We start from the raw sequence: 25,828 nt of genomic DNA on the forward strand, positions 1-25,828 counted from the left end.
TTCCAGCGCCTGAACGCGCAGTCATTTCAGGCTTTTTCCGGTTTTCATTTCAGGTGGTCCACGCCAATCATGCGGCGCTTGCTGATGCTGCTCGTCCTGATCCTGCCACTGCATCTGGTGTGGGGCGAGGTATTGGGCACGTCGATGGCAGCGCCGGCGTTCACCGGGGTGCATGCGCATCACGAGCCGGCCGGTTCGGATGAGCCGGCGGTATCCTCGGCGGCGGTTGATCTGTTCGAGCTCTTCGAGCCGTGTCATACCAGCTGCCACACCGGCCTCGAGGCGACGGCATATGCGTCCTTCCAGCTCCTGAATGCACAGGGCCGCCTGGCGGAACTGGCTCCCCTCTCCTATCTCCCCCCCCATTTGCCCGGGCCTGACAAGCCCAACTGGCCCGCTCTTCTCGTTTCCTGATCACCCATTCGCCGAATTGCCCGCGACCACGCCAGTGGCCGTTGCCTGCGCTCGCCCATAAGACTTGGCGCAGGCCTGCGGGGCAATTCCCGGGGCTGTTAAAAACCAGAGAAGAGCCATGAAATTCCCGCGTTTTACTGCGGCGGGCATCGGCTGGGCGCTTGCCGCCTTTGCCGCGCCGCTTTATGTCAATGCATCGGTCCCTGCCAGCGAGATCGCCGACAAGGCGGAACGGCATTCGGCAAAAGCCGCTGCCGCCCGTGCAGGCATCGACGATGCCCAGGCCCAGCGTGAACTGGCCGGTGTCTGGCCGAACCCTGAACTGGGCGTCACCTTCGACGACACCGGCACCGAGGACGAGTCGCGCTCGGTCCAGCTGACCCAGCGTATCGAGCTCGGTGGCAAGGCGGGCCAGCGCGTACGCGTTGCGACCGCACAGTATTTGACCGCCGAAACGGCGATGCGTCAGGCCGTCGTTGACGTGCGCAGCGAGGCGGTCAAGGCGTTCTATGAACTTGCGCTGGCCGAGTTGAGATTGAGCGAGGCCAAGGCCAGCAACGAGATCGCGGGGCAATTCAGCCGCGCGCTGGACAAGAAGCTCGCCGCCGGCAAGGTGCCGCCGATCGATGCGACCAAGGCCAGGCTCCCCGCGCTTGCCGCCGCCAACGACCTGAAGCATGCCGAGCGCCAGCACCTGCTGGCACAGCGGCGGCTGGAGCTGCTGATCGGGGAAGCCTTGCCGGAGGACAAGCACGCACTGCCCGAATTGCCGCCCGCCCCGCCGCAGTGGCCGGAAGTGCAGCAGCAGCTCGCGCTGTCGCCGCAAACCCGGCTGGCGCAGTTGCGCGTGGATGCGTCGACGGCGGAACTCGGGCTGCAGCGGGCACAGCGCTGGCCGGACCTGCAGCTCTCCGCAGGGGTCAAGGAAACGCTGGACACCGGCGAGCGGGGCGGCCTGTTTGGCGTCTCGATCGACATTCCGCTGTTCAACCGCAACAGCGGCGGCGTTTCCGCAGCCAAAGCCCGGCTGCGGCAGGCCCAGGCCGAACAGCAGGCACAGCAGCGGGAACGGGCGCTGCTGGTGCAGACGCTTCACGCCGAACTGCTTGATCTGTCCGAACGGCTGCGCCTTTACCAAAGCGAAATCATCCCCGCTGCCGAAGCGTCCGTCCGGGCGGCGCAAACGGGCTACGACTACGGCCGCTACGCCTTCATCGACGTGCTCGATGCGCAGCGCAGCCTGCTGTCGGCCCGTTCGGAGCGCACCGGGCTCTGGCAGCAATACCTCGACCGGTCGGCGCAATTCGAGCGCGAACTCGGCGGCAACGCGCCCGGCAAGTAGGCCGCCCGCTCAAACACGACATCAGACATGCAATCCGGTTCGGCTACGGGCCTGCGCCGGATGTGCCACAGGAATGACACGATGCAACACAAGCAAACCCTATTGATCGCGCTGCTCAGCGCAGCGATTGCCGGCGGGGCCGGCTATGTGCTCCGCGGTACGGCGGCCGAACCGTCGCACGCCGCCAGCGGGGAAGAAGCCCACGGTGACCATGCGGACGAGCCTGCAGGTGAAGGCAAGAAGGAGCACAAGGAAGGCAATGAAGCGCATGGTGCCGAGGGCGGCGAAAGCGAGCACGAGGAAGGCGGCGTCGAAATGAAGGAAGCCCGCCTCAAGCAGGCCGGCATCGTCCTCGAGACCGCCGGCCCCGCCGAGCTCAGCAACGCCATTCCGCTGCCGGGCGAGCTGCGGTTCAACCAGGACCGGCTCACCGAAGTGACGCCGCGGCTGGCGGCGGTCGCCGTCAGCGTGCACAGGAATCTTGGCGATACCGTCAAGCGTGGCGAGCTGCTGGCCGTGCTGGAAAGCCAGACCCTGGCCGAATGGCGCAGCGACTATCTGGCCCAGCAGAAGCGGGCCCAGTTGGCGCGGACCACCTATCAGCGCGAACAGAAGCTGTGGCAGGACAAGGTGACCGCCGAGCAGGACTACCTCGCGGCCCGGAAGGACCTCGCCGACGCGGAAATCGCCCTGCAGGGCAGCAGGGACCGGTTGAGCTCGATCGGCGCCGCCCTGCCGACCGAAAACCGTGCGCTGGCACGCTATGAATTGCGCGCGCCGCAGAACGGCACGGTTGTCGAGAAACACCTGACCGCGGGCGAGGCGGTCAAGGAAGACGCGACGCTGTTCCAGATTGCGGACCTCTCCGACGTCTGGGCCGAGTTCGCCGTCTACCCCAAGAACCTCGAGCAGATCCGGCTGGGCCAGCAGGTGAGCGTCCGGGCCGGGGAAGACGGTGTTGCCGCCACCGGCAAGGTCGCCTACATCGGCGCGCTGGTCGGCGAAAAGACCCGCACCGCAACGGCCCGCGTGACACTGCCGAACCCCGACGGCCGGCTGCGCCCGGGGATGTTCGTCAACATCGAAGTCGCCGAAGGCCGCGTCAGTATTCCTGTCGTGGTCAAGGCGGATGCCATCCAGTCCGTCGAGGGCAAGCGCGTCGTCTTCGTCCGCGAAGGGGAACGCTTCGAACCGCGCCCGGTGGAACTGGGTCGCCAGACCGGCGCGCTGGTCGAGGTCCGCAGCGGGATCAAGCCCGGCGAGCGCTATGCCGCAGCCAACAGCTTCGTCGTCAAGGCCGAACTCGGCAAGGCGACGGCCGAGCACAGCCACTAAGGGGACCGACCATGTTTGACCGCATATTGCGATTTGCCATCGAGCATCGCTGGGTGGTGCTGATCGGCGTGTTCGCCATGGCCCTGCTCGGGGTCTACAGCTACCAGAAGCTGCCGATCGACGCCGTTCCCGACATCACCAACGTTCAGGTCCAGATCAACACCGAGGCGCCGGGCTATTCGCCGCTCGAAGCCGAGCAGCGCGTCACCTTTCCGCTCGAGAGCGTGATGGCCGGGCTGCCGAATCTGGAGCAGACCCGTTCGCTGTCCCGCTACGGCCTGTCGCAGGTGACGGTGATCTTCAAGGAAGGCACCGACATCTACTTTGCCCGGCAGTTGATCAGCGAACGGCTGCAGGAGGCCAAGGAAAAGCTGCCCCCCGGCCTGACGCCGACGCTCGGCCCGATCTCGACGGGTCTGGGCGAAATCTTCATGTGGACCGTCGAGCCCAAGCCCGGCGCCAAAAAGGAGGACGGTTCGGCCTATACCGCGACCGACTTGCGCACGATCCAGGACTGGATCATCAAGCCGCAGCTGCGCAACGTGGCCGGGGTCACCGAGGTCAACACCATCGGCGGCTACGCCAAGGAGGTGCACGTTACCCCCGATCCGGCGAAGCTGGTGGCCTACGGCCTGACGTTCCAGCACATCGTCGCCGCGCTGGCCGAGAACAACGGCAATGTCGGCGCCGGCTACATCGAGCGCAACGGTGAGCAGTACCTGGTCCGCGCGCCCGGCCAGGTCGCCACGCTCGACGACGTCGAGCGCATCGTGATCGGCTCGCGTGACGGCACGCCGGTTTACATCCGCGACGTGGCCGCGGTGGGTCTGGGCAAGGAGCTGCGCACCGGTGCGGCGACCGAGAACGGCGAGGAAGTCGTGCTGGGCACGGTGTTCATGCTGATGGGCGAGAACAGCCGCGCCGTGGCCGCCGCGGTCGGCAGCAAGATGGCGGAAATCAACAGGACGCTGCCGCCGGGCGTCGAGGCCAAGACCGTCTACGACCGGACCGAGCTCGTCGACCGGGCCATCGATACGGTCAAGAAGAACCTGCTCGAAGGCGCGGTGCTGGTCATCGTCATCCTGTTCCTCTTTCTCGGCAACATCCGCGCGGCACTGATCACGGCGCTGGTCATCCCCTTGTCCATGCTCTTTACGCTCACCGGGATGTACACCAACAGGGTCAGCGCCAACCTGATGAGCCTGGGGGCGCTCGACTTCGGGATCATCGTCGACGGCGCGGTGGTGATCGTCGAGAACTGCATCCGCCGGCTCGCCGAGGAACAGCAGCGCCACGGCCGGGTGCTGACCCGCAGCGAACGCTTCCACACGGTGTTCGATGCGTCGAAGGAAGCTCGCCGGGCGCTGATGTACGGCCAGCTGATCATCATGGTCGTCTACCTGCCGATCTTTGCGCTCAGCGGTGTCGAGGGCAAGATGTTCCACCCGATGGCCTTCACCGTGGTGATTGCGCTGATCGGCGCCATGCTGCTGTCCGTCACTTTCGTCCCGGCCGCGGTTGCGCTGCTGCTGAACGGCAAGATCGCCGAGAAGGAGAACCCGGTCATGCGTGCGGCCAGCCGCGGCTACCTGCCGCTGCTGGACTGGAGTCTGGCCAAGCGCAACGTGGTGTTCGGCATTGCCGCCGCGTCCATCGTCCTCACCGGCGTCGTCGCCAGCCGCATGGGCAGCGAGTTCGTACCGAGCCTGTCCGAGGGCGATGTGGCGCTGCACGCGATGCGCATCCCCGGCACCAGCCTGGCGCAGTCGCTGCTGCTCCAGTCGCAGCTGGAAAAGCGCATCAGGCAGGTGCCCGAAGTCAAGCTCGTCTACGCCAAGATCGGTACCGCGGAAGTGGCCACCGACCCGATGCCGCCGTCGGTGGCCGACACCTTCGTGATCTTCAAGCCGGAAAGCGAATGGCCCAAGCCGAAGCGCAGCCTGGCCGAGGTGAAGCAGGAGCTGGAAAAGGTCGTCGAGGAAATTCCCGGCAGCAACTACGAGTTCAGCCAGCCGATCCAGATGCGCTTCAACGAGCTGATTTCCGGCGTGCGCGGCGATGTCGCGGTCAAGGTGTTCGGCGACGACATGGACAAGCTGCTGGCAGCCGGCAATGACATCGCAAGCGCCTTGCGCGGCGTATCGGGCTCGGCCGACGTCAAGGTCGAACAGGTCACCGGCCTGCCCTTGCTGACCGTCGACATCGACCGTGCCCGGCTGGCGCGTTACGGCCTGTCGATGCAGGCCGTGCAGGACGTGGTCGAAGCCGCGGTCGGCGGCAAGGCGGCCGGCGTGCTGTTCGAAGGCGACCGGCGCTTCGACATCATGGTCCGGCTGCCCGAAAGCCTGCGCGGCGACGTTGAAGCGGTACGCCGGCTGCCGATTCCGCTGCCGGACGGCGCCGGCTTCGTCCCGCTGTCGGAAGTGGCCAGCGTCGTGACCTCGCAGGGGCCGAACCAGATCAGCCGCGAAAACGGCAAGCGCCGCATCGTCGTGACCGCGAACGTCCGCGGGCGGGATCTGGGTGGCTTCGTCAACGAGGCGATGGGCGCCATCGACCAGAAGGTCAAGTTGCCGAGCGGCTACTGGACCAGCTGGGGCGGGCAGTTCGAACAGCTGCAATCGGCCTCGCAGCGGCTGCAGATCGTGGTACCGATCTCGCTCCTGCTCGTGTTCGGCCTGCTGTTCGCCACCTTCGGCAATGTGCGCGACGGCCTCTTGGTGTTTACCGGCGTGCCGTTCGCGCTGACCGGTGGCGTGATGGCGCTGTGGCTGCGCGACATTCCCTTGTCGATCTCGGCCGGGGTCGGCTTCATCGCGCTCTCCGGGGTCGCGGTGCTCAACGGCCTGGTGATGATCACCTTCATCAACAAGCTCCGGGACGACGGCCTCGACGTGCTGACGGCGGTCCGGCAAGGCGCGCTGACGCGGCTGCGCCCGGTGCTGATGACGGCGCTGGTGGCCTCGCTGGGCTTCGTGCCGATGGCGCTGGCGACCGGTACCGGTGCCGAGGTCCAGCGGCCGCTGGCGACCGTCGTCATCGGCGGCATCCTGTCGTCGACGCTGCTGACGCTGCTGGTGCTGCCGGCACTGTACCGGTGGGCGTATCGCCGGGAGAACTGATCGTCCGGGCAAGGCAGCGGCACGACCGTGCTGCTGCCGCCTGCCCGGGTGCAGCGGGTGTCCACGCTCTACCCGGCACCAGAAAAAAACGCGGCCCGATGCCGCGTTTTTTTCTGCCCCGGCGGGTACGGCGCCGGCACGCCGCTAGGCGAGTACGTGCCCGATCGGCGAGTGGTCGTCGATCTTCATCACCTTGCCGTCGACGACGAGCGACGGCAGCCGGGTCACGCCCAGCGCAAGCGCCTCGGCGGCACGCCGCCGGTCGAGGCCGAGATCGACGATCTCGACGCCGGCCCCGAGCGATTCGAACACCGCGGCAATCGACAGGCAGATCGCGCAGCCGTCGTGGAACAGCTTCGCCGCCATGTCAGAACGCCCCGTCGCGGACATAGGGTTCGCTCCACAGGATCGCCTGCAGCAGCACCGACTTGACCCATGCAGCATGCATGTTCTCGACGTCGGCCACCGAAGCACCCTTGCTGGCGAGGAAGGGCTTGAGCGTCGTGGTGATCGGGATCGTCAGCGCCGGGATATAGCGGAAATTGACCTGCGCGGTGCTGTCCACCCCGTCGGTCCGGTTTTTCTTGATCCTGCTGTGCCTGAGGCCGATTTCGTACTGGTAGTCGAGCCAGGCCTGGTCGTACTGCGCGCCGGCGGTGTCGAGAATCCAGCGGGCAAAGCGCTGGCGAACCGCGGCCAGGTAGCCGGCATCGGGTTCGCCGGTCCGCGCATTGCCGAAGAACACCAGCAGCTCGGGCGTCGATGCGACGAAGCCGTACCAGACGTCGAGAATCGCATCGGTCTGGTCGGCCAGGATGGGGGCGCTTTGCCGCAATGCCCGGATGTCGTCGTCGCCGAACAGCAGCACCTTCTGCAGTGCCGCCAGATCGTCGAGCGAGTACGGCGCCCGGGCCACGGACGGCTGGCCGTAGGTGTAGCCGGGAACCGCGGCCCCGGCCGGTGTCACGCCCAGCGTCAGCGCGGGCAGGATCGGTTTCATCAACCGCATGGTTGCACTCCTTCAGGAAGTCGGGGGGAGACGCCGCCGCGCACCGCGGCTGTATTCACTGTGCCCGATCCGCCGATACGGTGAATGTTTTACAGTCGACAAAACATGTCCTATCGTCCAGACATGCCGAATGACCTTTCCGCCATCGATCGCCTGTCGCCCCTGCTCGACCGCTTCCGCGTGCATGCGCAGCTGTTCCACACCGGGGCGCTCTGCGGCGTCAGCCTGTTCGAGCGGCAGCCGGGCCGGGCTTTCCTGCACGTGCTGCGGCGCGGCGAAATGGAGGTCATCCATCACGGTGACGACGGTCTGCCGCCGCGCCTTGTCGTGAACGAGCCGACGCTGCTGTTCTATCCGCGTGCGGTCACCCATGCCTTCCACAACCCGCCGGCCGAGGGCTCGGACTTCTCCTGCGCGACGCTGCGCTTCGACGGCGACGAGCACAATCCGCTGGTCCGGGCGCTGCCGCCGCTGGTCGTGCTGCCGCTGCGGCAGGTTGCCGGGCTCGAGCAGGCGCTGGCGCTGCTGTTCGCCGAGACCGATACCCGGCGCTGCGGCTCGCGCCTGCTGGCCGACCGGCTGTTCGAGGTCGTGCTGATCCAGTTGCTGCGCTGGCTGATCGATCATCCCGATGCTGCCGGCCTCGCCCCCGGGCTGTTCACCGGGATGGCCGATCCGCGGCTGGCAAGGGCGCTGGTCGCCCTCCACGAATGCCCCGGCGACGACTGGACGCTGGCGCATATGGCCGCGAAGGCCGGAATGTCCCGCGCCGCGTTTGCCGCCGGCTTCAAGCACGCCACCGGCCTGACGCCGGCCTGCTACCTGAGCGACTGGCGCCTGAGCCTCGCCGTCGGCGAGCTGCGCGCCGGCCGGCCGATCAAGGTGATCGCCGACGCACTCGGCTACAGCGGCGCATCGGCGTTCTCGAAGGCGTTCAAGCAGAAGTTCGGCGCCTCCCCGCGCGACTGGCTGCGGGACGCCACGTCACGAGCCTGAGGCGCCTGCCCGACGATCTTGTCAACCGAGCTCGGTGCAGAGGCTGCCGGAAACCGCGACGGCCCGGCATCTGGCTACCCTGGCGCTTGCCGATGCCGGGGCACTGGCCGGCGACATCGCCGCGGCGCTCAGGCCGCAGACGCGGACGATCTACTGAGCGCCCGCCCGGCCGGGCCACGCCGGCGCGGGCCGCGGATACAGGGCGTCCATCAGGTCCATCGGCCCCTCGCGCTCGGCGATCCACACGTCGTGATGTGGCGCGACCTGGAACATGGCGATCCGCTTCCGGTCGACCGGCATCCATGCGTAGTTGACCAGCCGGTATACGCTCTGCGACTGGTTGTAGTTGTCGAGCAGCTGCACGTCGCCACGGCCCTCGCGCAGTTGCCGCCGTTCGCGGATCACGAACAGCAGCTGGTCGGCCAGCGAAATCTGGAAAGCCGACACCGACCATTTCGAGCCGGTGCGCTCGTCCGATTCGAGGAAGTTCACCATGCCCCAGCGGCAGACGCCGTAATAGCGCAGATCGCGGTGGTTGAGCGTGAGTTCGTAATTGCAGCCCAGGCTGTTGACGACGACGAAGCCGGAAGCCATGACCAGCGCGGCGGGCAGAATCAGCAGTAACAGATGGCGCTTTTTCATTGTTCCGTCTTTTCCGCGTCGACAACCTGTACATAGGCGCCGGACACCAGCACCAGCTTGCCCTGCCGTTGCGCCGGCAGCGCAACGTCGGGATTGGCCCGGTCGGCCACCTCGCACACCGTGCCCTGCCGATCGCTCCGGCAGCGGATATCGATCCATTCGTGATAACTGACCAGCGCCAGCGCAATACCGCCGGTAACGATCACGATATTGAGAAGCCACAGCCGCTGCAGCCACCGTGAGGGCGCAGGTTTCGATTGCCGCGCCACCGGCAACAATGCCGCTGGCGGCGGCAAATCGGCGGGTGCGGCCGATTCGGCCGGCTCGATTGACTTGGTCGATTCGGCCAATTCATCCGTTCCCGCACCGGCTTGCGGCGCAGTATCGATTCCGGCCGGAGCATCGGCCGCGGCCGGCAATTGCCGTTCGATGCTCACTGCCACCAGGGCATTCAGCAAATAGCCCTGGCGCGGCAGATTGCGGATTTCGACTTCATACGGCGCCATGTGCAAATGCCGGCGCAAATTGCCGATGGCCACCGGCAGCGAATTGGTGCTGACCTGACGCCCCTGCCAGCCGATCGCCAGCAGATCGTCCTTGCTGCAGACCTCGTCCGGGTGCGTCAGCAGGTGCGCCAGGATCGCCGCCTCGGCACCGGCCAGCCGGACGCGCGACGCCGGTCCGTCGCCCGACTGGCGGCTCAGGTAGCGAAGCTCGGGCTGGAACACGAACGTTCCGAAGATAAAACGGGTCGTGGGCACGCTCATTTCCTTGGTGTGCAAATTCACGGGGGAGGATTCGGCATGGCGGAATCGCCGCTGCGGTGGGTGTCAACATCATAACCCAAGCCATTTCAGCGTCAAACCGCTGATAAGCCATTCTTTTTTATTAGTTTTAATAATTTTTAATATGTTTACCCGGCTGGCATCCATCGCCAGAGTCGGGTCATCGGCACCGACAGACGACTTCCGCAAACACCGCCGATCATGATGCGGACGGCAGGGCACACGGCATGTTGATCCTCCACTGGGCACGGCAGTTTTACATCGACCTCGACACGGGGCTGACGCACAGCGTCGCCAGCGGGCGGCCGCAGCCTTGCGGCATCCGGATGGGGCGGCGCGAATGCACCCTGCTGCGCCACCTTGCGCAGCATGACGGCCGGCCGTTCTCCCGCGAATACCTGCAGGCGCTGGTCTTTGCCGGCCACGGGAATGGTGCGGCCTTGCTGAGTGCGGCGATAGCGCAAATCCGCCGGCGACTGGCCAATGCCGACCCCGAATGCCGCTGTCTGAAAACGCTAGACGGTTTTGGCTACCGATTTGAATCCGCACTTTCGGGCCTGGACATCATCGGCATTCCGGAAAGCGCGACGTTCTGCAATCCGGATGAATCCGCTTCATTCAAAGGAACACACCATGAAACGCACGCTGCTGACCGGCGGCTTGATTGCCAGCCTGCTATTGGCCGGCTGTGAAAGCACCGATACCCGGAATCTGGCCCTGGGGGCCGCGGCGCTGACCGCAGCGGGCGCCGTCGGCTATTACGCCGGCAAGCACCGCGATCATCAGGACGGCCAGGCCACCCAGCCGGTCAATGTCCAGGATCTCGCCGGCGACGACGGCCATGCCGCCGAATCGGCATTGCGCAACCGCGGCTTTGCAATGGTCGACCGCAGGGACCGGCACAACGGCAATGCCGTCGAAATCTGGCGCAACAGCCGCACACACCAGTGCGTGCGGCTCAGGACGGACGACGGGCACGTGCGCGATATCCGCGATACCCGAGACGACCACTGCGGCTGATTTCCGGATACCGGCACAGCGGCCGGGCCACGAACGGACACCGACTTGAAAGGAGTACAGCCATGACGATTACCTTGCCCCAACGCACGCTCGCCGCCCTGCTGGTCTCGGCGCTGGCGCTGAACCCCGCACTGGCCGGCGCAAGCCCGGCGATCGACACCGGCGCGCTGATCGGCACGTCGTCCGACACCGCCGAGCAGATCCTGCAGAACAACGGCTACAAGCAGGTCCACACCGAGAACGGCAGCGACCGCAACTGGGTGAGCTGGTGGAATGACGACAGCAAGGACTGTCTGGTCACGTCGGTGAAGAACGCCCGCTACATCGCGGTCCAGCCGACCGTCGCACACGAGTGCCAGCAGTACGCGGGCAGCACGTCCGGCCACGGCACCGCACTGGCGCTGGCCGCCGGCGCGGCGGCGCTGATCGGCGGCATCGCGCTGTACAACCACAACAAGCACCGCCACGACAACGATCAGTCCGGCCAGAACGACTACCAGCAAGGGTATCAGGACGGGCTGGACAACCGGTCCAGCAGCAACGGCGGCGACGCCTACACCTCGGGCTACAACGCCGGGATCGACGAATACAACAACCGGCACGCCAACCGTCGCCATCGCCACGGCAGGGATCGGGATGCCTATGTCGACGTCTCCGACCTTGTCGGCGTGCGCGCCTCGTATGCCGAGACGGATCTGGTCAATCGCGGCTTCCGCAACATCGACGGCAGCAAGGGCTGGCACAACGCCTACACGAGCTGGTGGAACGAACGGGCCAACGAATGCGTGCAGGTCGTCACCCGCGACGGCCGCTACGACCGGGTCAGCGTCGTCGATGCCGGCAACTGTGCCTGAGGCGGCGCTTCAACCATCACCCGGCCGATCGGCCCAAGGAGAAACCATGGAACTGGAAATGACCTGGCACAGGGTCATCCGTGTCTGGTGGGCGTACTTCTGGCGCGCCCTCGTGCTCACGATGACCGCGTCCGCGCTGTTCGGCATCGTCGCCGGCATCGTGATCGCCACCGTGCTCAGCAAGGCCGGTGCGTCGACCGAGATTCCGCAGCTCGTCCTGGCCTCGATCGCCAGCGTGGTCGGGCTGGCGCTCTCGCTCCTGACGATGAAGTTCGTGCTCGGCTGCAACTTCGGCGAATTCCGGATCGCACTGGTCAGCAATTCGCCCCGCCCGCCCCGCTAACCGCCCCGACCGGCACGGGCACAAGCCCGTTGCCAAGGAGACTCACCATGCTTCGCACCACCCTGATTGCGCTGGCGCTGGCCATGCCGCTGGCCACTGCCGCACACGCCGCCGACGCGACCCAGACCGTGCATTTCGCCCGCGGCAGCTCGTCGGCCCGGTTCCAGCACCGGATCGCCGGCAAGGACATCCGCGACTACGTGCTCGGCGCCCGCGCCGGCCAGACCCTGGCCGTCGACCTCAGGCCGGCCAACGTCTATTTCAACATCCTGCCCGCCGACAGCGATGCCGCCCTGTACAACGGTTCGATCAACGGCAGCCACGCCAGCGTGACACTGCCGCACGACGGCAACTACACGGTGCGCGTCTACCAGATGGGCGGCGCGGCCTCGTCGGGCAAGACCAGCGCCTACACGCTGGCGATCGGCATCACCGGCCCGCAACCTGCGGCAGGCAAAGCGGGCGCCGGCAACACGGTAGACCTGTCGGATCTGGTCGGGGCCCGTGCGGCAGGCGGCGAAGCCGAGCTGCAGCGGCGCGGCTTCCAGCCGGCCGGCGGCAGCAAGCACGGCGGCAAGAGCCATACCCTCTGGCACAACAACGGCCAGTGCGTCGAAGTCACCACCGCCAACGGCCGCTACAGCAAGCTGACCACGGTCGATCCGGCCGAGTGCAACTGATCACGCGGAACCGATGCCATGAACAGATCCTGCCTGCCCGCAATGACGCTGATGCTGTCGGCGCTGGCCGCCTCGTCGGCGATGGCCCGCTCCGGCCCGCAACTGCAACGCGTGGTCTTCGCCCAGGGGACGCAGTCCGAGTATTACGACCATACACTGGCCGGCGGCGACACCCGCGACTACGTGGTCAACGCCAGGCAGGCCCACACGCTGGCCATCAGCCTGCACGCAAGCAGCGGCGTGTACTTCACCGTCCACGCCCAGGGGCGGGCCAGACCCGTGTTCGACAGCATGACGGACGGGCCGCGCCTTGAACTGCGCGTGCCCCAGGACGGGCGCTACACGATCCACACCCATCTGGCCGGCGCCTTGCGCCAGTCCGGCCGGCCGGTGCCCTACCAGCTGCATATCGCGCTGACCGACGCCGATGCCGGCAGCACCCGGCGCGTGCCCGCCGATACCGGGCCGGCCCGCTACGACGCCAGTGGCAGCGTGGGCTGCACGCTCGGCCACAGCGGGTTCGAGCGGCAGTGCGGCTTTCGCGTGGTCCGCAACCTCAGGCAGCGCAAGGCCGACATCTGGATCGCCAACCCAGCGTACAGCGGCGTGATCCGCTACCGGGTGCTGCAACTGACCGGCAACACGCTCCGCGACAGGGACGGTGATCCGGTCAGCGCACGGCGGCAGGACGACAACTGGCTGGTCGACGTCGCCGGGCGCGAGCATTACCTGATTCCCGACGCCGCCCTGCTGGGCGGCTAGCCCGGAGAAGACCATGAAACCGCCCAAGCTTCGCCGTCACACCACCCGAACCGAAATCTGGCTGCCCCGCGCCAGCCGGGCCGGCGCCTTCCGGGTGCTGTTCTTTGCCAACAACCGTTTCACCAGCGACGACCATGCCGACCTGCGCTGGCAACGGCAGGGCCGCGACTGGCGGGTCGAGATCGACGGCGTCGAGCAGCACCTGATCCCGCACACGCTGATCGGCGGCTGAGCCGGCCCCACCTGCAAAGGAAACCATCATGAGCACCCGCATCGTCCTCGGCCTTGCCACCGCCGCCGTACTGGGCGCCGCACTGGGCGCCGCACCGGCCCTGGCCGGCAACGCCTCGGTCGACCTGGCCGACATCAGTTATCAGGGGGTCGATTTTGCCCAGCGCACGCTGCAGCAGCGCGGCTACCGGCTCGTTTCTTCGGACTCGCCCGACGGCATGCAGCGCTGGTGGAACGACGCCACCGAAACCTGTGCCCGGATCGGACTTGAAAACAACCGCAAGATCGGCGGCGTGGGCAATGCCTCGCCACGCGAATGCCGGATGCACGAACTCGCGGCGCAGAACCGGGCCGATGCGCCGCACGGCCACCACGACGGTCGCCGGTACGTCGACGCCGCGACCGAACTGGCCGATCTCGATGGTCAGGGGCTCGAATTCGCCCAGCGCGAAATGCAGCAGCGCGGCTACCGGCTGGTGTACTCGAGCGCGCTCGAGGCCCGCCAGCTGTGGTGGAACGACGAAACCGGCAGCTGCGCCGATGTCCAGCTGAAGGGCCATCGCCAGATCGGCCAGATCGGCAACGCCCGCCACGACGCCTGCGCCTCGCGCCACTAAGTGCACCGGCCGGACCGGGAGAAAACCATGCACCTGAACACCCAGGCCGACCGTCTGGCGGCCGCCACGGTCTACGCCGTGCTGGTCATCTGGATTGGCGAATGGCTTTTCGGCCTCGTGACGGGCCGTGGCTTCGGCAGCGCCGACGACGCGGGTCCGCGGCTCGTTCGCACGCTGCTGGTGTTCCTGCCCTTCGGGCTGTTCTGGCTGCTGGCGCACTGGCGGTCCTGGGCCGACGACGACCCCGCAGCCGGTCTGGCCTGGCGCACCGGTTTCGCCTGCTCGGCACTGCTCTGGGCTTGCTACTACTACGACGGCCTCTTCCACGCCGGGGGCGGCGCCAACATCGGCCTTGGCCTGCTGCTGATGATTTCGCCGCTGCCGATCCTCATCGTCATGTGGCTGGCCCACGCGCTGGCTGCCCGCTGGCGGCGCTGATTTCCGCTTCATTCAACCTGCATCACTCAAGGAGTATCCGCCATGACCAGAACCGCCCTCCTCCTGCTCGCCCTGTTCGCCACCGGCCACGCATCGGCCGGCGAAACCGCCGCATCGTTCGTCCGCAACGGCTACGACGTGGTGCAAGCGGACGCGCAGTACGTCCGGCTTTACAACCATGACACCGGGGCCTGCGCCATCGAAGAACGCGCCAGCGGCACCGTGACACCGACCGGCGCCGCCGATTGCACGCCCTATATCACCGACGCCAAGCGCAAATACTGGCGCACGCTCGACGCCGGCAGGCAGACCGCGAGCGAGGACGCCAACGACGACAGCCGGAAGCGCGAAATGCTCGATTCGATGATCGGACAGAAAAGTTCGCTCGTCGAAGACGCGCTGGCACAAAGCGGCTTCGAGAACATCGGCGGCCACCGCTGGTACAACGCCAGTGCGCACAAATACGTGACGATGCGGGTACGCAACGGCCGCGTCGTCTCGCTGTACTGAGCCCCCGGCACCGCCGCGACTCAATGGAAGTCGCGGCTATTCACCCGCAACTCGCCCAGCAGCCCGCTCTTGTCGGCCAGCCTTTTCGCCAGCAGGTGCACAACCTCGCCTTCGCGCTGCACCACGCCGTACACCGCCAGCAGCTGCGCACCGAGCAGCTCGCGTCGCTGCCGTTCGGCCAGATCGGACCAGACGATCACGTTGACGTTGCCGGTCTCGTCCTCGAGCGTGACGAAGACCACGCCGCTCGCCGTGCCCGGCCGCTGCCGGCCGACGACAAGGCCGCAGGCGCGTGCCGGCATGCCGGCAGGCAGCCCGGCAAGTTCGGCGGCGGTCAGCAGCCGCTCCTTCCGCAGTGGCGCGCGCAGCAGGCTCAGCGGGTGCGCGCGCAGGCTCAGGCCGGTTGCCCGGTAGTCGGCGACGATGTTCTTGCCCAGCGACAACGGTGGCAGCGCCGGTACGTCGTCGGGCTCGGCCAGCGCCAGATCCTGCTGCTGCCCGGCGCCGCTGACCTGCCACCACGCTTCGCGGCGGTGGCCGGCGAGCGCGGCCAGCGCGTCGGATTCGGTCAGCGCCGCCAGCGTGCGCGGGTCGGCGCCGCTCAGCCGCAACAGCTGGTCGACCGAACCGTAGCCGCCGGCCGGCCGGGCCGCGACGATGCGCCGGCCGGCGTCTTCGCCCAGCCCCTTGACCTGCCGCAAGCCGAGGCGCACCGCCGCTTGCGGCCCGTGCCCCGGTTCCAGCGTGCAGTCCCAGTCGCTGTGGCCGATCTCGACCGGCCGGACCTCGACGCCATGCCGGCGCGCGTCCTGGATCAGCTGCGACGCCGAGTAGAAACCCATCGGCAGCGCGTTGAGCAGCCCGCAGCAGAACGCCGCCGGCTCGTAACGCTTGAGCCACGCCGATGCGTAGACGAGGATCGCGAAGCTCGCCGCGTGCGACTCGGGGAAGCCGTATTCGGCGAAGCCCTCGATCTGCCGGAAGATGCGCTCGGCAAAATCGAGTTCGTAGCCGTTGCCGAGCATGCCGGCGATCAGGCGCTCGCGATGCTGCTCGAGCTTGCCGGTGCGTCGCCACGCCGCCATCGACCGGCGCAGCTGGTCGGCCTCGCCCGGCGAGTAGCCGGCTGCGACGACGGCGATCTGCATCACCTGCTCCTGGAAGATCGGCACGCCCAGCGTGCGTTCGAGCACGCCCCGGATCGCGTCGCTCGGGTATGTCGCCTTTTCCAGTTTCTGCTTGCGCCGCAGATACGGGTGGACCATGCCGCCCTGGATCGGTCCCGGCCGGACGATCGCGACCTCGATCACCAGATCGTAGAATGTCTCCGGCCTGAGCCGCGGCAGCATGCTCATCTGCGCCCGGCTTTCGACCTGGAACACGCCGATGCTGTCGGCGCGGCTGAGCATTGCGTAGACCTCGGGGTCTTCGCGCGGAATCTGCTGCAGGCTCATCGGCGTCCGCCGCAGCGCCGACACCAGCTGCAGCGTGCGCCGCAGCGCCGAGAGCATCCCGAGCGCCAGCACGTCGACCTTGAGCAGCCCGACCGCGTCGAGGTCGTCCTTGTCCCACTCGATCACGGTGCGGTCGGCCATCGCCGCATTCTCGATCGGCACCAGCCGCGAGAGCGGCCCGCGCGCGATGACGAAGCCGCCGACGTGCTGCGACAGGTGCCGCGGAAAACCGCGCAGCGTCGCGGTGAGCTGCAGCAACTGCTGCACCGGCAGGCTGTCCGGATCGAGGCCGACCTCGATCATCCGCTGCGCCAGCGCGCGCCGGTCGTCCCACCACGCGAGCGAGCGCGTCAGCCGGTCGAGCTGGTCCTCCGACAGGCCGAGCGCGCGGCCGACGTCCCGCAGCGACGACTTGGTCCGGTAGGTGATCACCGTCGCCGCCAGCGCCGCGCGGTCGCGGCCGTACTTGCCGTACAGGTACTGGATCACCTCCTCGCGCCGGTCGTGCTCGAAATCGACGTCGATGTCGGGCGGCTCGGCGCGTTCCTCGGACACAAAGCGCTCGAACAGCAGATTGCCGCTTTCGGGATCGACCTCGGTGATGCCGAGCGCGTAGCACACCGCCGAATTGGCCGCCGATCCGCGCCCCTGGCACAGGATGCCGCGGCTGCGCGCAAAGGCGACGATGTCCTCGACGGTGAGGAAGTAGGCCTCGTACTGCATCCGGGCGACCAGCGCGAGCTCGGTGTCGATCTGTGCCACGACCTTGGCTGGCGCGCCGGCCGGGTAACGCCGCGCCAGCCCGGCCTCGGTCAGCGCGCGCAGATGCGCAGCCGGCGTGCGCCCGGCCGGCACCAGCTCGTCCGGATACTCGTAACGCAGCTCGTCGAGCGAGAAGCGGCAGCGCGCGGCAATCGCCACGGTCTCCATCAGCCAGTCGGCCGGATACAGCCGCGCCAGCCGCGCCCGGGCGCGCAGGTGCCGCTCGGCGTTCGGCTGCAGCGCCATCCCGCATCGCGCCACCGGCTTGCCGAGCCGGATCGCCGTCAGCACGTCCTGCAGCGGCTTGCGCGCCCGCGCGTGCATGTGGACGTCGCCGGCAGCGGCGCAGCGCAGCCCGGTTGCCGCGGACAGCCAGCGCAATTGTGCCAGCCTGCCCACATCGTCCGGGCCGGCGAACAGCTCGGCGGCGATCCAGCAGCGGTCGGCAAAGTGCCCGGCCAGCCACCGGCCGTCGGCCGGGTCGGGATCGGCCGGCGGCAGCCACAGCGCCAGCAGCCGGCCGGCGAAATCGGCGACGTCCATCCGGCCCAGCCGGTATTCGCCCTTGGCGGCATTGCGCCGGCCACGGGTGATCAGCTCGGCCAGATCGCCGTAGCCGGGCTTGTCCGGTGCCAGCAGCAGCAGCTTCAGGCCGTCGTCGAGCAGAAACTCGGCGCCGACGACCAGCTTCAGCCCGACCTCCCTGGCCGCGCGGTGGGCGCGGACGATGCCGGCGAGCGAGCACTCGTCGGTGATCGCCAGCGCCGCGTAGCCGAGGTCGCGCGCGCGCTCGACCAGCTCCTCGGCATGCGAGGCGCCGCGCTGGAACGAGAAGTTCGACAGGCAGTGCAGCTCGGCGTAGTCGGGCAAGGCCGCGCCCTCCGGGATCATGCCGCCCATGTCAGAACACCCCGTGCAACCACCAGCCGAGGCTGTGCCGGTCCTGGAAAATCCAGTACCGCCGCCCCGACGGGCCGACGGCCTGCCAGTAATCGCGCACCATGCTGCCGTCGTCCCACCAGCCCGACTCGATCCGTTCGGCGCGGCCGATGGCGCGCAGCGGCTCGTCGTGCCAGGGCCGGTTGTCGCGCACGGCCAGCGCCAGCGGTTCGGGCAGCAGCCAGCCGGGGCGTTCGCCCAAGACCAGATCGGGCTGAAGCGTACCGGTGTCGCCGTCGCCGGCGATCCGCCACGCCCGCTCGGGCCGGTGGTCGGGCACGGCCGCGATCCGGCAGACCGCATCGTCGCCGAGCCGCGCGCGCAGCCGCGCCAGCAGCAGCGGCAGATCGCCGTGCCGCTGGCGCTGGTCGAGCAGCGATAGCGGCTGGCCGTCGAGTTCGTGCAGCCGTTCGGCGCGCAACTCGACCGCGAAGACCGGTGCATCGAGCACGATCCGCCCGGCGCGTTCGCGCAGCACCGCGAGCATGTCGTCGCAGCGGCGCAGCGGCCGGCCGAAGCCGACGTCGAGCAAGCTTGCAGGCAGCGCGTCGTAGACAAAGCGGAAGGCCACCGACTGCACGCCGAGGCCGCGTCCGCCCAGATAACCGGCCAGCTCGGCCAGCAGCCGCTCGGCCAGCCTCACGAACACGTCGACCTGCTCGAACGGGTAATCGAGGTCGATGCAACGGACGAAACGGTCGGGCGGCACAAAGGGAGTACGCGGGTCGGCAACGACGCCGAGCGCCCGGTCGAGCCACAGCCCGACCTCGGGCCCGAAGCGGCGGCCGACACCGGCGCGCGGCAGCGCCAGCAGTTCGGCCAGCGTGCTTACGCCGAGCTGCGCCAGCCCCTCGTGCCGGCGAGCATCCAGCCGCAGCACCGTCAGCGGCAGGGGCGCGATGCCGCTGCGCACACCGGCCAGTTCGGTGATCGCCCCGGCCATTCCCTGCTCCGCGCGCCAGCCCGCCGCCAGCGGCGTCGGTGCACACCCGGTCTGCGCCGCATAGCCCAGCGCGGCCAGCCCGGCCTCGACCCGCCCGCGCAACGCATCCAGCCCGCCGAAATAGCGCAGGCAGCCACCGATCTCGAGCAGCAGCATCGCCGGTTCGACGATCACCACGGTCGGCGTGAACTGCTGCGCCCAGCACGCCAGCGCGGTGAGCGCCTCGGCTTCGGCCTGCGGCTTGCGCCGGTGCACGTCGAGTTCGTTGACGAACGCCAGCGCGGCCGAGAGCCCGATCCCGGCGCGGATGCCCAGCGACTGCGCCAGTGCATCAACCGCCACCACCCGCTCGAGCCGGCCGGCCGACTCGACCACCAGCCTGGGCCTAGGCGGCGTCGCCGTGGCCGGGCAGACGTCCAGCGGCAGATTCGGCAAATAGAGCGCCAGCCAGAGCATGCGCCTCACTCCTCAACAAGATGGGTTTGGCCAGCGGCAGGCCGCGATACTTGAGCACCCGCACGGCCACGCCGCCGGGCAGCGGTTCGACGCCGAGGCGCAGCGGCAGCGGCGAGGTCTGCCCCGCCCGGGTCCGCAGCAGGAAGCCGCAGCCGCCACCCTCGCGGCTTGCCAGCAGCAGGCGCCGTGCCGCGCGGTCGTCGACGCCGTCGATCCAGCCGAGCACCGCGCCGCAACCGGGCTCGCGCAGTGCCTGCTCCATGGCCCACAGCGCGCCGGCCGTGTCGCCCGGCCGCAGCCAGATCAGCCGTTCGAGCGCGATCCCGGCAGCGGCCCACGCCGGCGCGTACGGCAACAGCGGCGGCCGGATCAGGCAGACCGTCTGGCCGGCACACCGGCGCAGCACCGGCCACAGCAGCGCCAGCTCGCCCATGCCCGGCCGGGGCACGACGATCTCGCTGACACCGGCCAGCGGCCAGCCGCCGCCCGGCAGCACGGCATCGAGCGCCGCATGGCCGCTCGGCACGCACGCGACCGCCGCGGCACGACCGTCGCCACGCCAGATCGCCGGATGCCTGAGCACCTCGCCCAGGCCGGAATGCTGCGTTTTCATGCCTTGATGATATAGAACGACTGTTCTATTCAACAAGTCAGACCGGCGAACGGCAGAAACGAAAAAGGCCGGCAATGCCGGCCTGTATCGATCGAATCAATCCAAACCTATCTCAGCAGGCGAGCGAGCCAAAGCAGTTTGGCCCCGCCCGGAGCACAGAAACCGGAATGCACACAGCGGTACATGAGGACGCCCGACAGGAAGCACCCTTGGGGTGTGAGGCGCACCGGACGGCGCCAAGATGTGAAGGCGCAGCCGACGATCGAGATCGGTTTTCAGCCGCCGAGCACCACCGCGATCACCCGCCGCGACTCGGCGGTGAGGATGTTGAAGGTCCGGCACATCGCGCCGGTATCCATCGCATCGAAACCGACGTGCGCGGCGGCGAGTGCGGCGGTCAGCCGCGGATGCGGGAAGCGCAAGGCATTGCCGGTGCCGAGCAGCACCAGCTCGGGCTTGAGTTCGAGCAGCACGGCAAAATCATCGGGCGTCAGCGTCTCGAAACGGGTCGGCCGCCATTCGCGGATTTCCTCGGGCGTGACGATCAGGCTGCCCTCGTAACGGACGTCGTTGACCTTGACGAAACCGTCGCCGTAGCTGGCAAACTGGTTCAGGTGCTCGGTCACGGTGTGGTGCAGTTTCATGGTCGGGGTCCGGATGCGTACAGCCGCCATTTTAGCCGAACTGTGTTCCGCATCGTCGCACCATGCTGTATGCGCCGCGGGCGGTTTCTTTCGATAGAATGATCAGTCCCCCACCCCTATCGGCCTGCGCGTCATGGAAGCCATCCTCAAGTCCAACAAACTGCTCAACGTCTGCTACGAAATCCGCGGCCCGATTCCGGAGCGAGCGCGGCAGATGGAGGAGGAAGGCCACCGCATCATCAAGCTGAACATCGGCAACCTGGCGCCGTTCGGTTTCGATGCGCCGGAAGAAGTGGTGCAGGACGTGATCCGCAACCTGCCAAACGCATCGGGTTATGTCGACTCGAAGGGCCTGTTCCAGGCGCGCAAGGCGATCATGCATTACACGCAGGAGAAGAACATCGCCGACGTCACCGTCGACGACATCTATATCGGCAACGGCGCATCCGAGCTGATCGTAATGGCGATGCAGGGCCTGCTCAACAACGGCGACGAAGTGCTGGTGCCGATGCCGGACTACCCGCTGTGGACCGCCGCGGTCAGCCTGGCCGGCGGCCGCCCGCGCCATTACCTGTGCGACGAGGCCAACGGCTGGCTGCCGGCACTGGACGACATCCGTGCCAAGATCAGCGACAAGACCAAGGCCATCGTCATCATCAACCCGAATAACCCGACCGGCGCGCTGTACCCGGACGAGGTATTGCGCGAGCTGGTGCAGATCGCCCGCGAACACGGGCTGATCGTCTACGCCGACGAAATCTACGACAAGGTGCTGTACGACGACGCCAAGCATACGTCGATCGCCTCGCTCGCCGACGACGTGCTCTTCGTCACCTTCAACGGCCTGTCGAAGAACTACCGTGCCTGCGGCTACCGCGCCGGCTGGATGATCGTGTCGGGCAACAAGAAGATTGCCCGCGACTACATCGAGGGGCTGAACATCCTCTCGACGATGCGGCTGTGCGCCAACGTCCCGGCGCAGTACGCGATCCAGACCGCGCTCGGCGGCTACCAGAGCATCGACGACCTGGTGCGCCCCGGCGGCCGGCTCGCCAAGCAGCGCGATCTGGCGCACGAAATGCTCAACGCCATGCCCGGCGTGTCGTGCATCAAGCCCAAGGCCGCGCTCTACATGTTCCCCAAGCTCGACCTGAACGTGTACCCGATCGCCGACGACCAGCAGTTCGTGCTCGACTTCCTGCAGCAGGAAAAAGTGCTGCTGGTCCAGGGCACCGGCTTCAACTGGCACCAGCCCGACCACTTCCGCGTGGTTTTCCTGCCCAATATCGACGACCTGACCGACGCGCTGAACCGGCTCGATCGCTTCCTCGCGTCTTACCGAAAACGCCACGGTACCGCATAATGCAGGTCTTGCCGCTCACCGACGACCATGGCGCGCTGATCGCACCCGAATGGCTGTCCGCCGCCGAACCGGTGCACCGCCAGTTGCGCCCGATGCTGCCTCGGGATTACGCCGGCCGGATCGCGGCAGTTTGCGCTGCCGGTGCCCGTCTGGTCATCGTGGTCGACGGTGAACGCGTACTCGGGCTCGCGCTGTGGCGCCTGATCGAGAATACCTATGAAGGCCGGCGTCTTTACGTGGACGATCTGGTCACCGACGCGGCCGCACGCTCACAAGGCGTCGGCCGCGTACTCCTCGCCTGGCTCACCGAACGGGCGCACGCGCTGGACTGCGACGTACTCGCGCTCGACTCGGGCGTGCAGCGCGCCGGCGCACACCGCTTTTATTTCCGGGAAGGGATGAGCATCGCTTCCTACAGCTTCAAGAAAAATTTGAAAATGGCCTGACAGGCCCGAGGGTTGACCGTGATGAAACCGATCTATGTAGGCTTGTGCGGCGTCGGCACCGTCGGCGGCGGCACTGCCACCGTCCTGAAACGCAACGCCGAGGAAATCGCCCGCCGCGCCGGCCGGCCGATCAGCGTGAAGATGGCCGCCAACCGCGACCTCGCGCGCGCGCGCGAAGTCTGTGGCAGCGAGGTCGAGGTCGTCGACGATGCGCTGGCCGTCGCCCGCCATCCGGACATCGACATCGTCGTCGAGCTGATCGGCGGCACCACCATCGCGAAGGAACTGGTGCTGACCGCGATCGAGCACGGCAAGCACGTCGTCACCGCCAACAAGAAGCTGATCGCCGAATACGGCAACGAAATCTTCGCCCGTGCGCAGGAAAAGGGCGTGATCGTCGCATTCGAGGCCGCGGTCGCCGGCGGTATTCCGGTGATCAAGGCGCTGCGCGAGGGCCTGACCGCCAACCGCATCGAATGGGTCGCCGGCATCATCAACGGCACCAGCAACTTCATCCTCACCGAAATGCGCGACAAGGGCGCCGCCTTTGCCGACGTACTCGCCGAAGCGCAGCGCCTCGGCTACGCCGAAGCCGACCCGACCTTCGACATCGAAGGCCACGACGCCGCGCACAAGCTCACCATCATGAGCGCGATCGCCTTCGGCATTCCGGTCCAGTTCGACAAGGCCTACCTCGAAGGCATCAGCAAGCTGCAGGCCGCCGACATCAAGTACGCGCAGGAGCTCGGCTACCGGATCAAGCTGCTTGGCGTCACCCGCCGCCGCGAGAACGGCATCGAACTGCGCGTCGCGCCGACGCTGATCCCGCACAAACGGCTGATCGCCAACGTCGACGGCGTGATGAACGCCGTGCTGGTCAAGGGCGACGCCGTCGGCGCCACCATGTACTACGGCCCGGGCGCCGGCGCCGAGCCGACCGCCTCGTCGGTGATCGCCGACCTGGTCGACATCACCCGGCTGCACACCGCCGACCCGGAACACCGCGTGCCGCACCTGGCGTTCCAGCCGTCGCAGCTGGCCGACCTGCCGATCCTACCGATCGGCGAGGTCGAGAGCTGCTACTACCTGCGCCTGAACGCGCTCGACCAGACCGGCGTGCTCGCCGACGTCACCCGCATCCTCGCCGACCACGCCATCTCGGTCGACGCGATGCTGCAGCGCCCGAGCGACACGGCCAGCGACGACGGCCACGACGACGTGGTGATCATCACGCATCTGGCGATCGAGAAAAACGTCGACGCCGCCCTGGCCAGGATCGAGGCGCTGCCCACCATCAACGGCAAGATCGTCAAGCTGCGACTCGAGCACCTGAACGGCTGACCGAGAGGCTCCGCGTGATTCTGGAAGTCGCCCACCTTGATGTGATTCCCGGACAGGAGGCCGACTTCGAGTCGGCCTTCGGCGTCGCGCAAGCCCTGATCAGCACCATCGACGGCTATCTGGAGCACGAGCTGCAACGTTGCCTCGAACGGCCCAATCGCTATGTCCTGCTTGTGCGCTGGAGCTCACTGGAAGCGCACACGCAGGGCTTCCGCGGCTCGCCCCAGTACCAGCAGTGGAAAGCCCTCCTGCATCATTTCTATGACCCCTTCCCGACCGTCGAGCACTATCGCGCGGTCGAATCGAGCCGATCATGAAATACATCTCGACCCGCGGCGGCATGGCCCCGCAATCGTTCTCAAGCATCCTGCTCGGCGGCCTCGCGCCCGACGGCGGCCTCGCCATCGCCGAGGCCTACCCGCGCTTCGGCCTCGACGCGCTCGAGCGCCTGTCGACGCTGTCGTACGCCGACCTCGCCTTCCAGATCATCGAACACTTCGTCGACGACATCCCGGCAGCCGACCTGAAGGCGCTGATCGCCAGAACCTATACCGCCGAGGTCTACTGCAACGGCCGCGATCCGGCCCGCGCAGCCGAGATCACCCCGGTGACGAAGCTCGACGAAAACCTCTACCTGCAGGAACTGTCGAACGGCCCGACGCTGGCGTTCAAGGACATGGCCATGCAGCTCCTGGGCAACCTGTTCGAATACGTGCTGGCCGCAAAGGGCGAGACGATCAACATCGTCGGCGCCACCTCGGGCGACACCGGTTCGGCCGCCGAGTACGCGATGCGCGGCAAGCACGGCGTCAATGTCGTCATGCTGTCGCCGGCCGGCAAGATGAGCCCGTTCCAGCGCGCGCAGATGTTCAGCCTGCAGGACGCGAACATCCACAATGTCGCGGTCAAGGGCTTCTTCGACGCCTGCCAGGACATGGTCAAGGCGGTGAACAACGACGCGGCGTTCAAGGCCGGACACAAGGTCGGCGCCGTGAACTCGATCAACTGGGGCCGCGTCATCGCCCAGGTCGTCTATTACTTCAAGGGCTACTTCGCCGTCGCCAAGAAAGTCGGCGATCCGGTCGACTTCTGCGTGCCGTCGGGCAACTTCGGCAATGTCTGCGCCGGCCATATCGCGCGCCAGCTCGGCCTGCCGATCCGCCACCTGGTCGTCGCGACCAACGAGAACGACGTCCTCGACGAGTTCTTCAAGACCGGCCGCTACCAGCCGCGCGGTCTCGACCGCACCTACGAGACGTCGAGCCCGTCGATGGACATCACCAAGGCGTCGAACCTCGAGCGCTTCGTGTTCGACCTGATCGGCCGCGATGGCGACGAGCTCGCCGCGCTGTGGCAACAGGTCGAGAAGGCCGACGGCTTTGCGCTGTCCGAAGGTGACTTCAGGCGCATGCACGACGCCTACGGCTTCCGCTCGGAAAAGAGCAGCCACGCCGACCGGCTCGCCAGCATCCGCGAAGTCGCCGAACGTTACGGCGTGCAGATCGATCCGCACACCGCCGACGGCTACAAGGCGGCCAAGGCCCACCGCGATGCGAACGTGCCGATGGTGATCCTCGAAACCGCGCTGCCGGCCAAGTTCGAGGCAACGATGATCGAGGCGCTCGGCACGCAACCGCAACGCCCCGCCCACCTCGCCGGACTGGAAAACCTGCCGCAGCGTTTCGATACCCTCGAAGCCGATGTCGACGCGCTGAAGCGCTACGTCGCAGAACGGGTCTGAATCGCTCTCCGATGAAAATCCGATGA

At 67.4% G+C, this 25,828-nt stretch carries 29 protein-coding genes; 21 read left to right on the top strand and 8 right to left on the bottom strand.

Annotation, left to right across the window (positions count from 1 at the left end):
- Positions 1 to 84 precede the first annotated feature (84 nt).
- From BJP62_RS07095 to BJP62_RS07110, 4 genes are all read left to right on the top strand, one after another.
- Positions 85 to 414 carry a hypothetical protein gene (locus tag BJP62_RS07095; protein WP_145927139.1) on the top strand — a complete coding sequence of 110 codons (330 nt, stop codon included), beginning with the start codon at positions 85 to 87 and terminating at the stop codon, positions 412 to 414.
- A gap of 64 nt (positions 415 to 478) precedes the next feature.
- Positions 479 to 1,756 carry a TolC family protein gene (locus tag BJP62_RS07100; RefSeq protein WP_145927140.1) on the top strand — a complete coding sequence of 426 codons (1,278 nt, stop codon included), beginning with the start codon at positions 479 to 481 and terminating at the stop codon, positions 1,754 to 1,756.
- Between the two features lie 81 nt (positions 1,757 to 1,837).
- Positions 1,838 to 3,091 carry an efflux RND transporter periplasmic adaptor subunit gene (locus BJP62_RS07105; RefSeq protein ID WP_070528288.1) on the top strand — a complete coding sequence of 418 codons (1,254 nt, stop codon included), beginning with the start codon at positions 1,838 to 1,840 and terminating at the stop codon, positions 3,089 to 3,091.
- An 11-nt stretch (positions 3,092 to 3,102) separates the two neighbouring features.
- Positions 3,103 to 6,213 carry an efflux RND transporter permease subunit gene (locus BJP62_RS07110; RefSeq protein WP_070528291.1) on the top strand — a complete coding sequence of 1,037 codons (3,111 nt, stop codon included), beginning with the start codon at positions 3,103 to 3,105 and terminating at the stop codon, positions 6,211 to 6,213.
- A gap of 144 nt (positions 6,214 to 6,357) precedes the next feature.
- Here the strand turns inward: BJP62_RS07110 and BJP62_RS07115 are convergent, their stop codons facing one another.
- Positions 6,358 to 6,579 carry a hypothetical protein gene (locus BJP62_RS07115; RefSeq protein WP_070528292.1) on the bottom strand — a complete coding sequence of 74 codons (222 nt, stop codon included), beginning with the start codon at positions 6,577 to 6,579 and terminating at the stop codon, positions 6,358 to 6,360.
- 1 nt (position 6,580) lies between these two features.
- Positions 6,581 to 7,222: a protoglobin domain-containing protein gene (locus BJP62_RS07120; protein ID WP_205700978.1), complete on the bottom strand. Its 642-nt coding sequence runs from the start codon at positions 7,220 to 7,222 to the stop codon at positions 6,581 to 6,583.
- Positions 7,223 to 7,345: 123 nt separating this feature from the next.
- Between BJP62_RS07120 and BJP62_RS07125 the strand changes: the two genes are divergently transcribed.
- Together BJP62_RS07125 and BJP62_RS19175 are read left to right on the top strand one after the other, a co-directional pair.
- Entirely contained in the window at positions 7,346 to 8,218 is an 873-nt protein-coding gene (locus BJP62_RS07125; protein WP_145927141.1) for an AraC family transcriptional regulator, read from the top strand.
- A 34-nt stretch (positions 8,219 to 8,252) separates the two neighbouring features.
- The gene (locus tag BJP62_RS19175) at positions 8,253 to 8,375 is read left to right on the top strand and encodes a hypothetical protein (protein ID WP_257785855.1); all 123 of its coding nucleotides are present in this window, start codon (positions 8,253 to 8,255) and stop codon (positions 8,373 to 8,375) included.
- On the opposite strand, the gene BJP62_RS07130 is transcribed toward BJP62_RS19175, so the two are convergent.
- Both BJP62_RS07130 and BJP62_RS07135 read right to left on the bottom strand, forming a co-directional pair.
- The gene (locus tag BJP62_RS07130; protein ID WP_070528294.1) at positions 8,369 to 8,860 is read right to left on the bottom strand and encodes a hypothetical protein; all 492 of its coding nucleotides are present in this window, start codon (positions 8,858 to 8,860) and stop codon (positions 8,369 to 8,371) included. The two genes, BJP62_RS19175 and BJP62_RS07130, sit on opposite strands and share 7 nt — an antisense overlap.
- Positions 8,857 to 9,642, bottom strand: a complete 786-nt coding sequence (locus BJP62_RS07135; RefSeq protein WP_145927142.1) for a transcriptional regulator — start codon at positions 9,640 to 9,642, stop codon at positions 8,857 to 8,859. The genes BJP62_RS07130 and BJP62_RS07135 overlap by 4 nt, the downstream gene beginning before the upstream one ends.
- 230 nt (positions 9,643 to 9,872) lie before the next feature.
- Here BJP62_RS07135 and BJP62_RS17960 point away from each other — a divergent pair, with 230 nt between their 5' ends.
- The 10 genes from BJP62_RS17960 to BJP62_RS07180 all read left to right on the top strand — a co-directional run bounded on the left by BJP62_RS17960 (position 9,873) and on the right by BJP62_RS07180 (position 15,100).
- On the top strand, positions 9,873 to 10,337 hold the full coding sequence (locus BJP62_RS17960; protein WP_083300766.1) for a helix-turn-helix domain-containing protein: 465 nt from the start codon (positions 9,873 to 9,875) through the stop codon (positions 10,335 to 10,337).
- On the top strand, positions 10,279 to 10,665 hold the full coding sequence (locus tag BJP62_RS07140) for a hypothetical protein (RefSeq protein WP_070528298.1): 387 nt from the start codon (positions 10,279 to 10,281) through the stop codon (positions 10,663 to 10,665). The genes BJP62_RS17960 and BJP62_RS07140 overlap by 59 nt, the downstream gene beginning before the upstream one ends.
- 62 nt (positions 10,666 to 10,727) lie before the next feature.
- A complete protein-coding gene (locus tag BJP62_RS07145) occupies positions 10,728 to 11,519 on the top strand; it encodes a hypothetical protein (RefSeq protein WP_070528300.1) in 792 nt (263 codons plus the stop codon).
- A 46-nt stretch (positions 11,520 to 11,565) separates the two neighbouring features.
- Positions 11,566 to 11,862 (top strand): hypothetical protein, encoded by a 297-nt coding sequence (locus tag BJP62_RS07150; protein WP_070528303.1) that lies wholly within the window; start codon positions 11,566 to 11,568, stop codon positions 11,860 to 11,862.
- Between the two features lie 47 nt (positions 11,863 to 11,909).
- Positions 11,910 to 12,542: a hypothetical protein gene (locus BJP62_RS07155; RefSeq protein WP_070528305.1), complete on the top strand. Its 633-nt coding sequence runs from the start codon at positions 11,910 to 11,912 to the stop codon at positions 12,540 to 12,542.
- An 18-nt stretch (positions 12,543 to 12,560) separates the two neighbouring features.
- Positions 12,561 to 13,304 (top strand): hypothetical protein, encoded by a 744-nt coding sequence (locus BJP62_RS07160; protein WP_145927143.1) that lies wholly within the window; start codon positions 12,561 to 12,563, stop codon positions 13,302 to 13,304.
- 13 nt (positions 13,305 to 13,317) lie between these two features.
- The gene (locus tag BJP62_RS07165) at positions 13,318 to 13,536 is read left to right on the top strand and encodes a hypothetical protein (RefSeq protein WP_070528311.1); all 219 of its coding nucleotides are present in this window, start codon (positions 13,318 to 13,320) and stop codon (positions 13,534 to 13,536) included.
- Between the two features lie 28 nt (positions 13,537 to 13,564).
- A complete protein-coding gene (locus tag BJP62_RS07170) occupies positions 13,565 to 14,152 on the top strand; it encodes a hypothetical protein (protein ID WP_070528312.1) in 588 nt (195 codons plus the stop codon).
- 27 nt (positions 14,153 to 14,179) lie between these two features.
- Positions 14,180 to 14,590: a hypothetical protein gene (locus BJP62_RS07175; RefSeq protein WP_070528315.1), complete on the top strand. Its 411-nt coding sequence runs from the start codon at positions 14,180 to 14,182 to the stop codon at positions 14,588 to 14,590.
- Between the two features lie 42 nt (positions 14,591 to 14,632).
- Positions 14,633 to 15,100: a hypothetical protein gene (locus tag BJP62_RS07180; RefSeq protein WP_070528318.1), complete on the top strand. Its 468-nt coding sequence runs from the start codon at positions 14,633 to 14,635 to the stop codon at positions 15,098 to 15,100.
- Between the two features lie 20 nt (positions 15,101 to 15,120).
- Here BJP62_RS07180 and BJP62_RS07185 read toward each other — a convergent pair whose 3' ends face one another.
- The 4 genes from BJP62_RS07185 to BJP62_RS07200 form a co-directional block, all read right to left on the bottom strand.
- A complete protein-coding gene (locus tag BJP62_RS07185; RefSeq protein WP_269466104.1) occupies positions 15,121 to 18,216 on the bottom strand; it encodes an error-prone DNA polymerase in 3,096 nt (1,031 codons plus the stop codon).
- 1 nt (position 18,217) lies between these two features.
- On the bottom strand, positions 18,218 to 19,654 hold the full coding sequence (locus BJP62_RS07190; protein ID WP_083300767.1) for a DNA polymerase Y family protein: 1,437 nt from the start codon (positions 19,652 to 19,654) through the stop codon (positions 18,218 to 18,220).
- Positions 19,584 to 20,267, bottom strand: coding sequence for a translesion DNA synthesis-associated protein ImuA (imuA, locus tag BJP62_RS07195; protein ID WP_145927144.1), 684 nt, complete (start codon positions 20,265 to 20,267; stop codon positions 19,584 to 19,586). The genes BJP62_RS07190 and imuA overlap by 71 nt, the downstream gene beginning before the upstream one ends.
- Before the next feature lie 275 nt (positions 20,268 to 20,542).
- Positions 20,543 to 20,911: an Mth938-like domain-containing protein gene (locus tag BJP62_RS07200; protein WP_070528320.1), complete on the bottom strand. Its 369-nt coding sequence runs from the start codon at positions 20,909 to 20,911 to the stop codon at positions 20,543 to 20,545.
- A gap of 133 nt (positions 20,912 to 21,044) precedes the next feature.
- On the opposite strand from BJP62_RS07200, the gene BJP62_RS07205 reads away from it, so the two are divergent.
- Genes BJP62_RS07205 through thrC form a run of 5 tightly spaced genes read left to right on the top strand, consistent with a single transcriptional unit; the run spans position 21,045 to position 25,802 of the window.
- A complete protein-coding gene (locus BJP62_RS07205; protein ID WP_070528322.1) occupies positions 21,045 to 22,274 on the top strand; it encodes a pyridoxal phosphate-dependent aminotransferase in 1,230 nt (409 codons plus the stop codon).
- Between the two features lie 8 nt (positions 22,275 to 22,282).
- On the top strand, positions 22,283 to 22,720 hold the full coding sequence (locus tag BJP62_RS07210) for a GNAT family N-acetyltransferase (protein WP_205700979.1): 438 nt from the start codon (positions 22,283 to 22,285) through the stop codon (positions 22,718 to 22,720).
- Between the two features lie 21 nt (positions 22,721 to 22,741).
- A complete protein-coding gene (locus tag BJP62_RS07215; protein ID WP_070528326.1) occupies positions 22,742 to 24,061 on the top strand; it encodes a homoserine dehydrogenase in 1,320 nt (439 codons plus the stop codon).
- Between the two features lie 14 nt (positions 24,062 to 24,075).
- Positions 24,076 to 24,378 (top strand): antibiotic biosynthesis monooxygenase, encoded by a 303-nt coding sequence (locus BJP62_RS07220; RefSeq protein WP_070528327.1) that lies wholly within the window; start codon positions 24,076 to 24,078, stop codon positions 24,376 to 24,378.
- Positions 24,375 to 25,802: a threonine synthase gene (gene thrC, locus BJP62_RS07225; protein ID WP_070528330.1), complete on the top strand. Its 1,428-nt coding sequence runs from the start codon at positions 24,375 to 24,377 to the stop codon at positions 25,800 to 25,802. Before BJP62_RS07220 ends, thrC begins: the two co-directional genes overlap by 4 nt.
- Positions 25,803 to 25,828: the final 26 nt, after the last annotated feature.

Origin of the sequence: Jeongeupia sp. USM3, from assembly GCF_001808185.1 — a bacterium.
GTDB lineage: Bacteria > Pseudomonadota > Gammaproteobacteria > Burkholderiales > Chitinibacteraceae > Jeongeupia.

Coding starts and splice junctions, on each gene's coding strand:
- BJP62_RS07200 (WP_070528320.1), bottom strand. CDS start 20,911: ATGAAACTGCACCACACCGTGACCGAGCACCTGAACCAGTTTGCCAGC.
- BJP62_RS07180 (WP_070528318.1), top strand. CDS start 14,633: ATGACCAGAACCGCCCTCCTCCTGCTCGCCCTGTTCGCCACCGGCCAC.
- BJP62_RS07110 (WP_070528291.1), top strand. CDS start 3,103: ATGTTTGACCGCATATTGCGATTTGCCATCGAGCATCGCTGGGTGGTG.
- BJP62_RS07140 (WP_070528298.1), top strand. CDS start 10,279: ATGAAACGCACGCTGCTGACCGGCGGCTTGATTGCCAGCCTGCTATTG.
- BJP62_RS07175 (WP_070528315.1), top strand. CDS start 14,180: ATGCACCTGAACACCCAGGCCGACCGTCTGGCGGCCGCCACGGTCTAC.
- BJP62_RS17960 (WP_083300766.1), top strand. CDS start 9,873: ATGTTGATCCTCCACTGGGCACGGCAGTTTTACATCGACCTCGACACG.
- BJP62_RS07130 (WP_070528294.1), bottom strand. CDS start 8,860: ATGAAAAAGCGCCATCTGTTACTGCTGATTCTGCCCGCCGCGCTGGTC.
- BJP62_RS07190 (WP_083300767.1), bottom strand. CDS start 19,654: ATGCTCTGGCTGGCGCTCTATTTGCCGAATCTGCCGCTGGACGTCTGC.
- BJP62_RS07185 (WP_269466104.1), bottom strand. CDS start 18,216: ATGGGCGGCATGATCCCGGAGGGCGCGGCCTTGCCCGACTACGCCGAG.
- BJP62_RS07165 (WP_070528311.1), top strand. CDS start 13,318: ATGAAACCGCCCAAGCTTCGCCGTCACACCACCCGAACCGAAATCTGG.
- BJP62_RS07120 (WP_205700978.1), bottom strand. CDS start 7,222: ATGCGGTTGATGAAACCGATCCTGCCCGCGCTGACGCTGGGCGTGACA.
- BJP62_RS07095 (WP_145927139.1), top strand. CDS start 85: ATGCTGCTCGTCCTGATCCTGCCACTGCATCTGGTGTGGGGCGAGGTA.
- imuA (WP_145927144.1), bottom strand. CDS start 20,267: ATGAAAACGCAGCATTCCGGCCTGGGCGAGGTGCTCAGGCATCCGGCG.
- BJP62_RS07155 (WP_070528305.1), top strand. CDS start 11,910: ATGCTTCGCACCACCCTGATTGCGCTGGCGCTGGCCATGCCGCTGGCC.
- thrC (WP_070528330.1), top strand. CDS start 24,375: ATGAAATACATCTCGACCCGCGGCGGCATGGCCCCGCAATCGTTCTCA.
- BJP62_RS07105 (WP_070528288.1), top strand. CDS start 1,838: ATGCAACACAAGCAAACCCTATTGATCGCGCTGCTCAGCGCAGCGATT.
- BJP62_RS07115 (WP_070528292.1), bottom strand. CDS start 6,579: ATGGCGGCGAAGCTGTTCCACGACGGCTGCGCGATCTGCCTGTCGATT.
- BJP62_RS07125 (WP_145927141.1), top strand. CDS start 7,346: ATGCCGAATGACCTTTCCGCCATCGATCGCCTGTCGCCCCTGCTCGAC.
- BJP62_RS07160 (WP_145927143.1), top strand. CDS start 12,561: ATGAACAGATCCTGCCTGCCCGCAATGACGCTGATGCTGTCGGCGCTG.
- BJP62_RS07205 (WP_070528322.1), top strand. CDS start 21,045: ATGGAAGCCATCCTCAAGTCCAACAAACTGCTCAACGTCTGCTACGAA.
- BJP62_RS07215 (WP_070528326.1), top strand. CDS start 22,742: ATGAAACCGATCTATGTAGGCTTGTGCGGCGTCGGCACCGTCGGCGGC.
- BJP62_RS07170 (WP_070528312.1), top strand. CDS start 13,565: ATGAGCACCCGCATCGTCCTCGGCCTTGCCACCGCCGCCGTACTGGGC.
- BJP62_RS07145 (WP_070528300.1), top strand. CDS start 10,728: ATGACGATTACCTTGCCCCAACGCACGCTCGCCGCCCTGCTGGTCTCG.
- BJP62_RS07150 (WP_070528303.1), top strand. CDS start 11,566: ATGGAACTGGAAATGACCTGGCACAGGGTCATCCGTGTCTGGTGGGCG.